Below are 14582 nucleotides of genomic sequence, written 5' to 3'. Positions count from 1 at the left end.
CGCGGTGAGGGTGCGGTGGTCAGCGGCTCCGCAGCAGGCGCACCGAGCGGGGCGGCAGGACGATCGTCGCGCCCGCGTCGACCGGCGCGGTGTCGGCGGGGGTGCCGTCGGGCGTCGTGGAGTCCAGTACCGGGTCGAAGCCGTGTTCGGCGGGCAGCACGCAGTCGACGGGCTCCTCCCCGGCGTGCAGGGCCAGCAGCCAGTAGTCGGCCAGCAGTACGACCAGAGTGCGGCGGCCCCCGTCGTGCCAGTCTCCGGGCTCCATCGGGCGCCCGGACGGGTCCCACCAGAGGACCTCGCCGTCGACGTAGAACTGGTCGCGGTGCAGCACCGGCGACTCCCGGCGCAGCGCGGCGACGCGTCCGGTGAACGCCTCCATCGCGGTGGTCTCGTCGGTGGTGGTCCAGTCGACCCAGGACGTCTCGTCGTCGCGGCAGTAGGCGTTGTTGTTGCCGCCCTGGGTCCGCCAGCGCTCGTCGCCGCCGGTGATCATCGGCGTGCCGATCGACAGCAGCAGCGTCGCCATCATCGCCCGGGCGGTGGCGATGCGGGCGGCGCGGACGCCCGCGTCGTCGGTCTCGCCCTCGACGCCGTGGTTCTGCGAGCGGTTGTCGTCGGTGCCGTCGCGGTTGTCCTCGCCGTTGCCCTCGTTGTGCTTGCGCTCGTAGGAGACGAGGTCGCGCAGGGTGAAGCCGTCGTGCGCGGTCACGAAGTTCACCGAGGCCCACGGGCGGCGTCCGGACAGCTGGTAGATGTCGGAGCTGCCGGTCAGCCGCGACGCCAGCTCGGCGACGCCGCCGTGGCCGCGCCAGAAGTCGCGCACCGCGTCGCGGTAGCGGCCGTTCCACTCCGACCAGGCGACGCCGAACCCGCCGACCCGGTAGCCCTCGCCGGTGGCGTCCCACGGCTCGGCGATCAGCTTGGTCGTCGACAGCGTCGGGTCCTGCGCGATCGCGGTGAGCAGCGCCGAGTCCGGGGAGAACGGCCCCGACCGCGGCCGGCCGAGCACCGAGGCGAGGTCGATCCGGAACCCGTCGACGCCGTAGGCGTGCACCCAGTGCCGCATGGCGTCGCAGACGAGCCGGATCACCGTGGGGGAGCCGGCGTCGAGGGTGTTGCCGGTGCCGGTGATGTCGGCGTCGTGCCCGGACCCGCCGAGCGAGTAGTAGGCCGGCGCGTCGAGGCCGCGGTAGGACAGCGTGGTGCCGCCGACCCCGCCCTCGCAGGTGTGGTTGGGGACGACGTCGAGGATGACCTCGATCCCGGCCGCGTGCAGGGTGTCGACGAGGTAGCGGAACTCCGCGACCTCGTTGCCGGGGTCGCTGGCATAGCCCGCGTGCGGGGCGAGGAACCCGAGCGTCGCGTAGCCCCAGTAGTTCGACGCGCCCCGCTCCAGCAGCGACGGTTCCGGCGCGTTCGCCTGCACCGGCAGCAGCTCGACGGCCGTCACCCCGGTCCGCTGCAGCTGCGCGATCACCGCGGGGTGCGCCAGGCCGAGGTAGGTGCCACGGTGGGCCTCGGGCACCTCCGGGTGCAGCCGGGTCCAGCCGCGCACGTGGATCTCCGAGATCACCGTCTCCGACCACGGCACGTCCGGCCGGGACGGGCGCGGCGCGAGGTCGGTCGAGGTGACGACCGACAGCGGCACCGAGCCGAGCGAGTCGACGGTGCTGGGCCGCCCCGACATCGGGTCGCCGTCCCACCCGCGGGCGGCGACGAGGTCGGTGACGGTGCCGGTGATCCGCGCCGCATAGGGGTCGACGAGGATCTTGTTCGGGTTCGCACGCAGACCGTGGAACGGCCGGTACTCACCGTGCACCCGGTAGCCGTAGCGCTGGCCGGGGCGCACACCGGGGACGTGGCCGTGCCACACGCCGAAGGTGTGCTCGCGCAGCTCCACCCGGCGCTCGGTGAGCTCCTCGCCGTCGGTGTCGGAGCCGTCGACCAGGCAGACCTCGACGGTCTCGGCGCTGGTGGTGGCGACCGCGAAGCGGGTCCCGTGGTCGTCGGGGTGGGCACCGAGGGGGAAGACAGGCACGATCGGCCAGGATAGGGGGGTGACTTCGCCCCGAACCCCCGCCGCGCCCGGTGTCACAGAGATCGACGACGAGGATCTGGTCGTCGGTATGGACGCCGCCACCGTCCGTCGTGGTGACACCGTGCTCCTCGACGCCGTCGACTGGCGGGTCGAGCTCGACGAGCGCTGGGTCGTGCTCGGCCCCAACGGCGCCGGCAAGACCACCCTGCTGCGCCTGGCCGGTGCCGAGCTGCACCCGACCTCGGGCACCGTCTTCGTGCTCGGCGAGCGGATGGGCCGGGTCAACGTGTTCGAGCTCCGCACCCGGATCGGCCTCACCTCGGCCAACCTGGGTGTGCGCATCCCGGGCGACGAGATCGTCTCCGACGTCGTCGTCTCCGCCGGGTACGGCGTGCTCGGTCGCTGGCGCGAGGAGTACGAGAACGACGACACCGGCCGGGCCCGGCAGCTGCTGGACCAGCTCGGGATGGGCCCGCTGGCCGGGCGCGCCTACGGCACGCTGTCCGAGGGCGAGCGCAAGCGCACCCTGATCGCCCGCGCGCTGATGACCGACCCGGAGCTGCTGCTGCTCGACGAGCCCGCCGCCGGGCTGGACCTCGGGGGCCGCGAGGACCTCGTCACCCGGCTCGCCGATCTCGCCGACGACCCGTACGCCCCGGCGTCGGTGCTGGTCACCCACCACGTCGAGGAGATCCCGCCGAACTACAGCCACGGTCTGCTGCTGCGCGAGGGGCGTGTCGTCGCCGCGGGGCTCCTGGACGAGGTCATGACCTCCGAGCCGCTGTCGGAGACGTTCGGGCTGCCGCTGACCGTCGAGCGTCGTGGCAACGGACGGTTCACCGCCTACCGGCGCGACTGACCCCCCGCGACGCGGGCAGTGGGGGAGGCGCCGGTTGGCGAGGGATCTTCCTCGGGATGGGCCGTTCGGCGTCTTCCCGAGGTACCTCCGGGCCGGTCGCGCGCGATGGTCGTGGTCAGCTGCGGGCCGGAGAACCCGGCCGGCACGACGACCGGACGGAAGGTGCACCGATGTCGGCTCCCCGACGCGACGACCCCACGCGGCCCCAGCGCCGCACTGCGGCCCCTCGGCAGTCACTGGTCGTGGGACTGACCGCGCTCACCGCCGTCGGGGTGTTCGGGGCGGCCGTCGCCGGTGCACCGGCCGGGGAGACCGGCGACTCCACCGAGGAGTGGGCCGCCTGGGCAGCGGGACAGCGGAACGAGGCGCTGCAGCCGGACGACGCGGAGATCCGGGCGTCGCGCGATGCCGCTCCGGAGTCCGCGCCGGAGCCCGCTCCGACCCCGTCGGCCGCGGCGGAGCCGAAGCTGCCCTCGCTCGACGGCGTCGGTGTCGACGAGCCGGAGGTCGTGGCCCCCGAGACGCTGCTGCCCGCGGTGCCGTCGGCGCCGTCCGTGCTCGGCCCGGTCGTGGCGTCCGCACCGGTGGCCGCCGCGCCCGTCGCGCTGCCGGTCCCCGTGGCGTCGGCTCCGGTCTCGCTGCCAGCGCCGGCAGCACCCGTGCGCGAGGTCGTGACGCCGGTGGCCGAGTCGGCCGGAGAGGCCACCGACACCGTGGCCGCGTCCGCCGGAGACGCCACCGACACCGTGGGCGGGGCCGTCGCGACGACGCTCGACCGGCCCGTGGAGTCCGTGGACTCCGCCGCCACCCCCGTCACGTCCCTCGTCGCCGCTGAGCGGCCGTCCGAGGCGTCCGGTTCCGCGACGTCCGAGGGGGCCGCGGACGTGCCGACCGGTTCCGCCCGGCAGGCGGAGGTCGCCGAGGCCCTCACCGCGTTGGGCGTGCTGCCCGAGCCCGCTGCCCCGGCGGAGAGCGGCTCGCCGCAGCAGACGGAGGAGCCCGTGGCCGAGGGCACACAGCAGGCCGCACCGGTCCAGTCCGACCCGGCACAGCCCGCTCCCGAGCAGCCCGCACCGTCACAGCCTGCACCGTCACAGCCTGCACCGGCACAGCCTGCACCGGCACAGCCCGCACCGGCGCAATCCGCTCCGGAACAGCCCGTTCTCGCGCAGCCCGCACCGTCGTCGAGCGATCCCGCGCCGGAGGAGGGGACACCCGCCGCGGAGGGCACGCCGCAGTCCGCTCCGGTGGCCGCCGCACCCGAGGAGGTCTCGGAGCGGGAGGCGCTCTCGCTCGCCGACCAGTGGATCGCGCGGATGTCGGCCGGGGCGACCGAGCGCGGGCGGTTGTCCGAGCTGGTCGCGCAGGCGCCGTCCCGCGGGGCCGCCGTCGCCGGTCGGTCGGAGCGCGCGCCCGGTGTCGACGGCGCGTCCGCCCGGACCCCCACCGGCTCCGCCGCGGACGACGCGACGCCGACCCGGACCGCCGCGGAGGTGGCCACCCAGGACGCGGCCGGCCCGGCCGGGGTCGCCCTCCCGCGTGCCGGGGAGGGGACCGACCGCGCTATCGAGCAGCAGGCGGTCGAGTTCATGCTGGCCCAGCAGCAGGCCGCCCAGCAGCAGGCCGCCCAGCAGCAGGCCGCCCAGCAGCAGGCCGCCCAGCAGCAGGCCGCCCAGCAGCAGGCCGCCGAGCGAGAGGCAGCCGAGCAGAAGGCGGCCGAGCAGAAGGCGGCCGAGCAGAAGGCGGCCGAGCAGAAGGCCGCTGAGCAGAAGGCCGCTGAGCAGAAGGCCGCCGAGCAGAAGGCCGCCGAGCGGAAGGCCGCGGAGCGCAGGGCCGCCGCGCAGGAGGCGGCCGAGCAGCGGGCAGCCGAGCAGCGGGCAGCCGAGCAGCGGGCAGCCGAACGGCAGGCGGCCGAGGAGCGTGCCGCGCGGCAGCAGGCCGAGGAGCAGCAGGCCTCGGAGCAGTGCTCCACCGACGCGTCGTCGCTGTCGGTCTCGGTGAAGCAGAACGACGAGGGCAAGGTGACGGCCGTCCGCATCTCCGGATTCGACGAGCACTGCTCGGGCCGTACCGCTCACGTCACCGTGAGCACCGACGACGGCGGCACGTCCGCGACGAAGACGATCAGCGGTTCCTCGGTGACCGTGTCCCTGGACGAGCCGGTCGACCCCTCGTCGGTGAGGTCGACCGAGGTGTCGGTCGGCTGAGGACGGAGGCCGGACTGTGCAGGACCGGACGGCGCAGGACCCGGCGACGGGCGATGCCACCGACGAGTGGGTGCCCGTCGACTGGACGGTGACCTGGGACGCGGGGCGCCCGAGCGGGTCCACCGGAGGAGCCGGACAGGTCTCCGGCCCGGCTCCCGGGGCCGGTCCGGAGACGGATCCGCCGGTCCAGCCACCCCCTGCCCCGTCGTCGGCGCCGGACCTCCTCCCGCCCCCGGGCCGCGATTCCGCCGACATCGGTGCGCCGGTCCGCGACTCTGCCGACATCGGTGCGCCGGTCCGGGACACCACGACGACGGCCGGGTCCCCCGGGCCGCAGGCGGGAGCCGGGGACGCGGCCGATCCGGAGACCCGTGCCCTGCGGGTGACGCCGCAGGCGGCTCCGCCGAGGTCCCCCGAGCGGACGGGAAGTGCGACCGGGGAGACCGCGACCCCCGCGACCCCCGCGACCCCCGCGACCCCCGCGACGACGGCGATCCCGGTGGTCACCGGCCCCACCACCCCCTCCGGCGGGAGCACCACCCCACCGGTGGGGACCGGCTCCGCGACCGGTCCGGTGCCCCGTGACGGGGCCGACCGGCGGACACCGCCACGCGGTCGGGCGCATCCGTCGTCCCGGCCGACCGCCGCGTCGACGGACGGACCGCCGCCCGGCCCGAGGCGGCCGCGCTCGGTCCCGCAGCACCCGGACACGCCGCCGCGGCCGCGACGGCCCGCGCCGCCCGCCGGGACGAGGCCCGCACCGGTCCCGCTGCCGGTCGAGCACGCCGGTCCGGTCCGGCCCGTCGCGCCGAACGCCCCGATCCGCTACGCCGGGGACCAGCCGATGCACGGCTGGCGTCGCGGCGTCTACGCCGTCACCGCGGGCCGCTACAACCCCGGGCCGTCCCCGGCGCAGCTCGCCCGGCAGGACCTCATCCAGCAGATCCGTCGACCGCTGGCCGGGGTCCGCAGGATCGCGGTCGCCTCGATCAAGGGCGGCGTCGGCAAGACGACCGTCTCGGCGTTGCTGGGGCTGGTGCTGGCGGAGAACCGCGGCGACCGGATCGTCGCCCTCGACGCCAACCCCGACGCGGGCACCCTGGCGGACCGGCTCACCGGCGACACCTCCGCGACGGTCCGGGAGCTGCTCGCGGGCGCCGCGCACGCGTCGTCGGTCCACGATCTCGACCGCTTCAGCAGCCTGGCCGGACGCCTGCGGGTCATCGCCTCGGAGCAGGATCCGGCGGCGGGGGAGTCGTTCAGCCGGGAGGAGTACGAGGCGGTCTGCGGGCTGATCGGCCGGTTCGCCAACGTGCTCGTCACCGACTCGGGCACCGGGCTGGTGCACTCGGCGATGGAGGGGACGCTGACGCTGGCCGACGCGCTCGTCGTCGTGGGGACCCCGACCGTGGACGGGGCGACGCGGGCGTCGAGGACCCTGGACTGGCTCCACGGGCACGGGTTCTCCGCGCTCGCCGAGCAGGCGGTCGTCGTGCTCTCCCAGGACCGGTGGAGCCGGGAGATCGACCGGGACGTGGTCCGCAGGCACTTCGAGTCGCGTGTCCGCGCCGTCGTGGAGCTGCCGTTCGACCAGCACCTCGCGCACGGTGGCCGGATCGACCTGGCCCGGCTGGCGCCGGCCACCGTCGACGCGGTCCTCCTGCTCGCCGCCCGGATCACCGACGGTTTCGAGGGCTGAGCACCGGCCGTCGACGGGGGAAACCCCTGTGTTCGGTGGCCGCGCGACGCACGGAGGCACACCGCGGGACCGGCCTGGCCATGATCGACGGTGGATCGGGTCCGTCCCGCCGGGGGCGGTGCGCGCGTGCCCGAGGAGAGCGAGGTGGGACCGGTGACCGACGCCCGGGCCGAGTCCGTCGTGGACCCCCTGGTCGCAACCCTGGTCGGGCCGCACGTCCTGATCGCCGACGGGACCGAGGCGTCCCGGGAGCGCGGGTTCCTGTCCGGCCTGGGCCCGTCGGGGCCGCCGCTCGTCATGCTGGTCGGGACGGCCTACCGCCGGTCGGGCCTCGCGGCGGAGCTCCTCGGGCTGCTGCGCGAGGTGATGTCCGGCCCCGCGGGTGCCGACGGCGAGCTGTGGCTCGCGGTCACCGACATCGCCGCCCTGGGTGCCAGGCTGCAACAGGTCGTCGACGCCACCGGTGTCGCGCTCGTCGCCCCGTCGGGGGCCATGCGTTTCTCCGTCGGGTCCGGCATCCTCACCGGCCCCACGGTCGGCGGCGCGGGATGGGTGCGTTTCGCACCGGGGGTGGCCCCGCAGGCGCACGGCACCCGCTTCCCGCGCCCGGACTGGGAGGGCGCGCTGCCCGACGAGCCCACGGTCGTCGAGGGCGCGGCCGTCGAGCCGGTGCCCGCCGGCCTCGCGGTCCGCGGCCTCCCCGCGCCGGAGGAGGGCCCCGGGGACGACGACGTGGCGCTGCGTGCCGTTCTCGACCGACGTTTCGTGCAGCTGCTCGTCGGCGGCGCCGGTGCCGTCCCGTCGCCGGAGGCGGTCGCCGCCGCCGCGCGGACGATCACCTCCGACGGCCCCGTCCTGGTCGCGCCGCTCACCCCCGCAGCGCTCACCGACGGGTTCCCGGCGGCCCTGGGGGAGGCGCTCGGCACCGACTTCGCCCTGGGTACCGGTGTCGCGCTGCGGACGTCGTCGGGGGTGGAGACCTTCGCCGTCGAACCCGGGCGGGAGACCCGGATGCGTCCCTTCCCGACGGTGCTGCGCCAACGCCTCGACGGGGGGCAGGAGGTGCTGTCGGTCGGCCTCCCACCCGCCGGGTGGACCGCGCGGGGCTGCGGCTACGTCCGTGGCGACGCCGTCGCCACGGTCGTCCCCTCGGGCCTGGTCCTCGGTGCCGGGGACGCCGGGCCGGCGCCGGCCGATCCCCACGACCCGACGGTCTGGACCCTCCACCTCGGCCACGACGGCGAGCCCGTCGGGGCGGAGCTCCTCGCCGCCGCTCGGTCGCTCGTCGACTCCCTCGACGACGAGCGCCGCGCCCGCCACCGGGTCCGGCTCCGCGGGGTCTGGGCCACCCCGGAGGACGCCGACCGCGCCGTCTCCCTCGGCCTGCTGCCCCGGCCGGCCCCGGCGAGCTGGGACACCACCGTGCCCGACCTGCGGGTCGAGTCGGCCGGCCGCCCGATGCCCGTCCCGGCCGTCGCGGAACCGTCCACCCCCGGCGGCCACCCGACCCTCGGTGACACACCGCAGCCGTCGGAGGCCGGCGACGGCGCGACCGGCGGTGCGGCCCCGCCCCCGGCCGACGACGTCGTGCCCACGGGACCCGCCGCCGACGTCGGGCCGACCGGCCCCGTCACCGGGAACCACGCCGCCGACGGTCCCGGTGCCGGGGACACGGCCCCCGCGGCCACGACCGGGCCCGCCGACCGGGCCGGGCCACCCGAGCTGCCACCGCTCGTCGTCGAGGACCGGCCCAGCACGGGCAAGGAACGCGAACGGTTCGTCGCCGCCGCCGGGGACCAGTACACCGAGGCCCTGGCGACGGTCAACGCTGCGCTGGCGTCCTGGCCGTCGCTGCGCACCGGGGACGCGTCCGGTGTCAAGACCGACCTGGCCGCGGTGTGCCTGCACCTCGGCGACGGCGACCGTGGCGGAGGCGCCGTCAACGAGGGCGTCCGCGCCGGCCGCCGCGACCTGCCGGAGGGGCAGCTGGCCTGCCTGGTCTCCGGGCTGCGTCGCCTCCCGACGCACCGGCGCCCGGTGCTGCGCCAGGGGCAGGCGCCGCAACCGCCGTCGGACCACACCGTGGTGGGCGGGACGCTCGCCGAACCGGGTTTCCTCAGTGCCACCGGCGAGCTCGACGTGACCGTCCCCGACGCCGGGTACGACGTCCTCATCTGGCCGACCACGGCGCGCCGCACGAGCGAGCTCGTCGCGGGCCGCCCCGTCGCCGAGGTCGTCTTCCCGGCCGGTACGCGGTTCCGGACCATCGGCGTGCGGGATGCGCCCGCACCCCAGGACGTCGACGGCGGGCCGGTGGCCCCGCGCCTCGCCCTTCTCGTCCGAGAGCTCGGCGCGGACGAGGGCGAGGGCACCGGTGGCACCGAGGAGACCCGGATCGGCGAGCGCGACCAGGCGGCGCTGACCCGACTGGAGCGGGCCCTGGAGCGTCGCCGCCGGATGGTGCTGCGGACGGTGGAGGACCCGGATCTGGTCCGACGCCTCACCGTCCCGCTCCTCACGGTCGACGCGGGCGCGACCGGCGACTCGGCCGCCGCGTCGTGAGGTCGGCGAGGTCCCGCGCGGTCGGCCGGGCCGTGGCGCTCGGTGCGGCCGTGCTCGTCACGGCGCTGACCGCCCCACCGGCCCTCGCCGCGCCACCGGCCCTCGCCGCCCCGGCGGTACGGCCGGGCTGCCTGCCCCCGCCCACGGTGACCGAGCCGACCCTGCCCTGGGCCCAGCGCCAGCTCGCGCCGCAGCGGGTGTGGCCGGTGACCCGGGGTGCCGGAGTGGTCGTCGCCGTCGTCGACACCGGGGTCGACGCCCGGACCCCGCAGCTCGCGGGCGCACACGTCCTCCCGGGTGCCGACGTCGTGTCCGACGGCCCCGCCGACGACGACTGCTACGGCCACGGGACCTTCGTCGGCGGCATCATCGCCGCGCAGCCGGTCGCGGGCAGCGGGTTCGCCGGGATCGCCCCCGACGCGACGCTGCTGCCGATCCGGGTCACGGTCCCGGGCCCGGACGGCGACGCCGGCCGAGTGACCGCCGCGTCCCTGGCCGCGGGCATCCGCCGGGCCGTGGACGAGGGCGCCCGCGTGATCAACGTGTCGGCCAGCACCAGCATCCCGGACGCCGGGCTCGCCGCGGCGGTGGCCCACGCCGCCGCCCGCGACGTCGTCGTGGTCGCCTCGGCCGCCAACGGGGCACGCACGGGCGATCCCGTCACCTACCCGGCCTCGTACCCGACGGTGATCGCGGTCGGTGCCGTCGACGCCGAGGGCGGGCGCGCCGACTTCTCCCAGACCGGCCCGTACCTGTCCCTGGTCGGCCCCGGCAGCGACGTCGTCAGCATCGGACCGGGTGGGCCCGGCCACTGGCAGGGCAGCGGCACCAGCTACGCGGCGCCGTTCGTGGCGGGCACCGCGGCCCTCGTCCGCGCCTACCGGCCCGACCTGCGTGCCGACCAGGTCAAACACCGGTTGGAGACGACCGCGACGCACCCCGCGGTCCCGCTCCCCGACCCGGCACTCGGCTGGGGCACGGTGAACCCGGTCGATGCCGTCACGGCCGTGCTGCCCGAGGAGGGAACGGGGCGGGAGGCCGCCGTCGTGGCTCCACCGGTCCGCGCACCCGAGCCGGTCGCCCCGTCGTGGGGGCCGCTGACGGCGCTGCTCAGTGTGCTCGCCGCCGCCGGTACGGCCGCGGTGGTCGTGCTGCTGGTCCGGCTGGGCCCTGCCGCGCGCCGTCGTCGGTGGGCCCCGCCCCGGCGCGTCGAGATCCGTGGACCCGCTCCGGCCGACGGTGGCGCGGGCGGTCCGGCGGACGACGGCGGTGTGCCGGAGCGGCCCGCCGGCATCCGGGCCGGATGAGCGGGTCCCGGGTCGTCCCGGGACGACGGGGGCCCCGGTGCGCGGTCGTCGACCGCGCACCGGGGCCCGTGCCGCGGCGGCGGTCAGTGCAGGGCGGCGTCCAGGTCGCGCGGCAGCGGCCGGGCCGGAGCGGCCAGGCCCGTCAGCGCGGCGGGGGAGAGCAGCTCGCCGACCTCGTCGGGGTCGAGCAGCCCCCGGGCCACCGCGATGTCGCCGACCGGACGGCCGGTGGCCAGGGACTCCTTGGCGATCTCCGCGCTGGTCGCGTAGCCGAGCGCGGGCGAGAGCGCGGTGACGATCCCGACCGACCCGCGCACCCCCTCCTCCAGGTGCTCACGGTTCGCGGTGATCCCGTCGACGCACCGGTCCGCCAGCGTCCGCGCCGCGGCCTCCAGGTGCGAGGCCGACCGGATCAGCCCGTAGACGATGATCGGCTCGAAGGCGTTGAGCTGCAGCTGCCCGCCCTCGGCGGCCATGGTGACGGTGAGGTCGTTGCCGATGACCTCGAACGCCACCTGGTTGACCATCTCGGGAATGACCGGGTTGACCTTCCCCGGCATGATCGACGATCCGGCCTGGGCCGGAGGCAGGTTGATCTCGGACAGGCCCACCGACGGGCCCGACGACGTCAGGCGCAGGTCGTTGCACACCTTCGAGAGCTTCACCGCGACCCGCTTCAGGACCCCGGAGACCTGGACGAACGCCCCGCAGTCCTGGGTGGCCTCGATCGGGTCGCCCGCCGGGACGACCTCCTTGCCGGTGATGTCGCGCAGGTGCGCGCAGGCCAGCCGTGCGTAGTCCGGGTGCCCGTTGATCCCGGTCCCGATCGCCGTGCCACCGAGGTTGCTCTCGAGCAGCAGCTCGGCGGCCTCGCGCAGCCGGAGGCAGTCCTCGCCCAGCATGGTGGTGTAGGTGCCGAACTCCTGGCCCAGCGTCATCGGGACCGCGTCCTGCAGCTGGGTCCGCCCCATCTTGACGATGTCGTGGAACTCCGCGGACTTGCGCGCGAACGCGGCCGCCAGGTGCTGCAGGGCGGCCATCAGCTCGTGCAGGTGGGACCCGATGGCGAGCCGGATCGCCGTCGGGTACACGTCGTTGGTCGACTGGCCCAGGTTGACGTGCGTCAGCGGGTCCAGCTCCGCGTAGTCACCCCGTCGGTGTCCGAGCAGCTCCAGGGCCCTGTTCGCGACGACCTCGTTCGCGTTCATGTTGGTCGAGGTCCCCGCGCCACCCTGGATCGGGTCGAGGGGGAACTGGTCGGCCAGCTCGCCCGCGCGCAGCTCCCGGCAGGCCGCGACGATCGCGTCGGCCCGGCGCCCGTCCAGCCGCCCGAGGTCCCGGTTGGCCAGGGCGGCCGCCTCCTTCACCGCGGCCAGTGCCTGCACCAGCCGCGGGAAACCCCCGATCGTCTCGCCGGTCACCGCGAAGTTGGCGACGGCCCGTGCCGTGTGCACCCCCCAGTACCGGTCCGCGGGCACCTCGACCGTGCCGAGGGAATCCCCCTCCGTACGCGTCATCGCGTTCATGGCTGCTCCCCACTCTTGACAACGACTGCCAGACTACTCAATGTTGGACGCGAAGTGCAAAGCCCAGAGTGCAATATATTGCACGCGAGCAGCAGCTAGGAGTCACAATGGCCGTGTCCCCGACGCCGTCGACGCCCCAGGAGCCACCGCCGCCACGAGCCGGCCGCGGCTCCGTGGCCGCACGCGTGCACTGGCGTTTCTGGCGCTACCCGATCGGTGTCCAGTCGCTGATCGCGGTCGCCCTCGGTGCGGCGGTCGGCTGGGCGTTCCCCGCGGTCGGCGAGGGTCTGAAGATCCTCGGTGACGCGTTCCTGAACGCGGTCCAGATGGTCGTCGTCCCCCTGGTGTTCCCGCTGATCGTGCTGGGCATCTCCCGGATGGAGTCGGTCAAGAAGGTCGGCCGCATCGCCGGCAAGTCGATCCTCTACTTCGAGATCGTCACCACGGTCATCCTGCTGCTGGCCGTCGGCCTGGCGAAGGCGTTCGACCTCGGCGTCGGCGCCCCGACCTCGGGTGGCGACGCGGCCGCGGTGGGCGACCTTCAGCAGGGCGTGGACTTCCACGAGCTGCTGCTGCACGCGATCCCGAAGAACGTGTTCCAGGCGTTCGCGGAGGGCAACCTGCTCGGCGTCATCGTGTTCGCGACGCTGGTGGGCATCGCCCTGGCCGCGCTCGGGGAGAAGGCCCGCCCGGTCAACGACGTCCTCGACTCCTTCGCCGGCGCCATGTTCAAGGTCGTCGGCTACGTCATCGCGTTCGCCCCGCTGGGCGTGCTCGGGTTCATCGCCTACGACGTCGCGCACTACGGCTTCGGCAACCTGGTGAGCCTGCTCGGCTTCGTCGGAGTGGTCTACCTGGGGCTGATCCTCGTCCTCGGCGTGATCTTCCCGATCATCGCGGCGATCTACGGCGTGCGCTACGTCGCGATGCTGCGCTCGATCGGCGACCTGGCCGGGCTGGCGTTCGTCACCCGCAGCTCGGAGGCGGTCCTGGCCCCGCTGCTGGGTCGTCTCGAGCAGTTCGGCGTGAGCCGCTCGACCTCGTCGTTCGTGGTCCCCCTGGGCTACTCCTTCAACACCGACGACTCGGTGCTCTACCAGGCCGTCGCCCTCGTGTTCATCGCCAACGCCTTCGGTCTCGACACCTCCTGGGGCAGCCTGCTGCTGATGGTCGGGGTGCTCGTCGTGCTGTCCAAGGGCATGGCCGGGGTCGCCTCGGCGTCGGTGGTCGTGCTGCTCGCCGCGAGCACGACGATCGGGCTGCCGCCCGAGGGCGTGGCGCTCCTGCTCGGCGTCGACTTCATCGTCGACATGGCCCGTACCGGGGTGAACGTCGTCGGCAACTCGCTGGCGGCGGCGGTCATCGACCGGTCGGAGATCCGGGGGGCCCGGCGGCGCGGTGAGCCGCTGCCCGCCGACCTCGACGCGGCCGCTGCCGCCGACGCCGCTGCTGCTGCCGACCCCGCCGACCACGCCGGCGGTGCCGGGACCGAGGCGGCCGCGGGTGCCGGGGACGGGCGTCCGGTGCGCACCGCGCCGGTCACCGCGGACCGTACCGGGGCGCCCGCCCCGGACGAGAGGGTCGACGCCACGCAGGGATCGCAGGGCTGATGATCGCGCCGGAACGCACCCCGCACGCGACCGGGCCGGTCGCGGCGCGGGTCCCGACCGGGCCCGTCGCACCGGATGCCCCGGTGATCGGGATCCTGGGCGGCATGGGCCCCGCGGCCACCGCGGACTTCTACGCCAAGCTCGTGGACGCGACCCCCGCGGTCCGGGACCAGGAGCACCGCCGGGTCGTCATCTGGTCCGACCCGACGGTGCCCGACCGCACCGAGAGCCTGCAGGGGCGCGGGCCGGACCCCCTGCCCTGGCTGCGCGCGGGCGCGGAGAAGCTGCAGGAGGCCGGGGCGACGCACATCGCCATCCCCTGCAACACCGCCCACGCGTTCGTTCCGGAGCTGCTGCGCTACGTCGACGTCCCGGTCGTGCACATGATCGACGAGGTCGCCCGACACCTCGCCGGCGCGGCGCCGCCGGTCCGGTGCGCGGGCCTGCTCGCGACCGACGGGACCGTCGGCACCGGGCTCTACCAGGACTGGTTGCACCGCAGGGGGGTCGAGGTGATCGTGCCCGACGCCCGCGACCAGCAGGCCGTGATGACAGCGATCCTGTCGATCAAGGCCGGTCGTCGCGGTGCGACCGAGACCGCGGTCCTGGCCGCGGTCGCCGACCGGCTCGCCCGGGCCGGTGCGGAGGCGGTCGTGGCCGGGTGCACGGAGATCCCGTTGTGCCTGGCCACGACCGATGTCACGGTGCCGCTGCTGGACCCGGCACGGATCCTGGCCCGGGCGATGGTCGCGTTGACCGCACCGATTTAACGTG

9 protein-coding genes are annotated in these 14582 nt (G+C 75.5%); 7 read left to right on the top strand and 2 right to left on the bottom strand.

What is annotated here, in order from left to right; all coding sequences use genetic code 11:
* Positions 1-19 precede the first annotated feature (19 nt).
* Positions 20-2038: a glycogen debranching protein GlgX gene (gene glgX, locus Ae717Ps2_RS21140; protein WP_075310551.1), complete on the bottom strand. Its 2019-nt coding sequence runs from the start codon at positions 2036-2038 to the stop codon at positions 20-22.
* A gap of 88 nt (positions 2039-2126) precedes the next feature.
* On the opposite strand from glgX, the gene Ae717Ps2_RS21135 reads away from it, so the two are divergent.
* The 5 genes from Ae717Ps2_RS21135 to mycP all read left to right on the top strand — a co-directional run bounded on the left by Ae717Ps2_RS21135 (position 2127) and on the right by mycP (position 10672).
* Complete coding sequence (locus Ae717Ps2_RS21135; protein WP_083695224.1) at positions 2127-2897, top strand: ABC transporter ATP-binding protein; 771 nt, start codon at positions 2127-2129, stop codon at positions 2895-2897.
* 170 nt (positions 2898-3067) lie between these two features.
* Entirely contained in the window at positions 3068-5104 is a 2037-nt protein-coding gene (locus Ae717Ps2_RS35375) for a hypothetical protein (RefSeq protein WP_143510429.1), read from the top strand.
* 16 nt (positions 5105-5120) lie between these two features.
* The gene (locus Ae717Ps2_RS39260; protein ID WP_233147644.1) at positions 5121-6803 is read left to right on the top strand and encodes a MinD/ParA family protein; all 1683 of its coding nucleotides are present in this window, start codon (positions 5121-5123) and stop codon (positions 6801-6803) included.
* Positions 6804-6956: 153 nt separating this feature from the next.
* Positions 6957-9365 (top strand): hypothetical protein, encoded by a 2409-nt coding sequence (locus Ae717Ps2_RS21120; protein WP_143510426.1) that lies wholly within the window; start codon positions 6957-6959, stop codon positions 9363-9365.
* 32 nt (positions 9366-9397) lie between these two features.
* Positions 9398-10672: a type VII secretion-associated serine protease mycosin gene (mycP, locus tag Ae717Ps2_RS21115; protein WP_075310557.1), complete on the top strand. Its 1275-nt coding sequence runs from the start codon at positions 9398-9400 to the stop codon at positions 10670-10672.
* An 83-nt stretch (positions 10673-10755) separates the two neighbouring features.
* Here mycP and Ae717Ps2_RS21110 read toward each other — a convergent pair whose 3' ends face one another.
* Positions 10756-12189: an aspartate ammonia-lyase gene (locus Ae717Ps2_RS21110; protein ID WP_198932337.1), complete on the bottom strand. Its 1434-nt coding sequence runs from the start codon at positions 12187-12189 to the stop codon at positions 10756-10758.
* A gap of 116 nt (positions 12190-12305) precedes the next feature.
* Here Ae717Ps2_RS21110 and Ae717Ps2_RS21105 point away from each other — a divergent pair, with 116 nt between their 5' ends.
* Both Ae717Ps2_RS21105 and Ae717Ps2_RS21100 read left to right on the top strand, forming a co-directional pair.
* Positions 12306-13808, top strand: a complete 1503-nt coding sequence (locus tag Ae717Ps2_RS21105; RefSeq protein ID WP_083702454.1) for a dicarboxylate/amino acid:cation symporter — start codon at positions 12306-12308, stop codon at positions 13806-13808.
* Positions 13808-14578: an aspartate/glutamate racemase family protein gene (locus Ae717Ps2_RS21100; protein WP_075333811.1), complete on the top strand. Its 771-nt coding sequence runs from the start codon at positions 13808-13810 to the stop codon at positions 14576-14578. The genes Ae717Ps2_RS21105 and Ae717Ps2_RS21100 overlap by 1 nt, the downstream gene beginning before the upstream one ends.
* The last annotated feature ends 4 nt before the right edge of the window (positions 14579-14582 follow it).

Source organism: Pseudonocardia sp. Ae717_Ps2, assembly GCF_001932475.1.
In the GTDB taxonomy this organism is placed as follows: domain Bacteria; phylum Actinomycetota; class Actinomycetes; order Mycobacteriales; family Pseudonocardiaceae; genus Pseudonocardia.
The sequence above is the reverse complement of the archived record's forward strand: the minus strand, read 5'-3'. Positions and strand labels throughout refer to the sequence as shown.

Coding starts and splice junctions, on each gene's coding strand:
- Ae717Ps2_RS21135 (WP_083695224.1), top strand. CDS start 2,127: ATGGACGCCGCCACCGTCCGTCGTGGTGACACCGTGCTCCTCGACGCC.
- Ae717Ps2_RS21110 (WP_198932337.1), bottom strand. CDS start 12,189: ATGACGCGTACGGAGGGGGATTCCCTCGGCACGGTCGAGGTGCCCGCG.
- Ae717Ps2_RS21100 (WP_075333811.1), top strand. CDS start 13,808: ATGATCGCGCCGGAACGCACCCCGCACGCGACCGGGCCGGTCGCGGCG.
- Ae717Ps2_RS21105 (WP_083702454.1), top strand. CDS start 12,306: ATGGCCGTGTCCCCGACGCCGTCGACGCCCCAGGAGCCACCGCCGCCA.
- Ae717Ps2_RS35375 (WP_143510429.1), top strand. CDS start 3,068: ATGTCGGCTCCCCGACGCGACGACCCCACGCGGCCCCAGCGCCGCACT.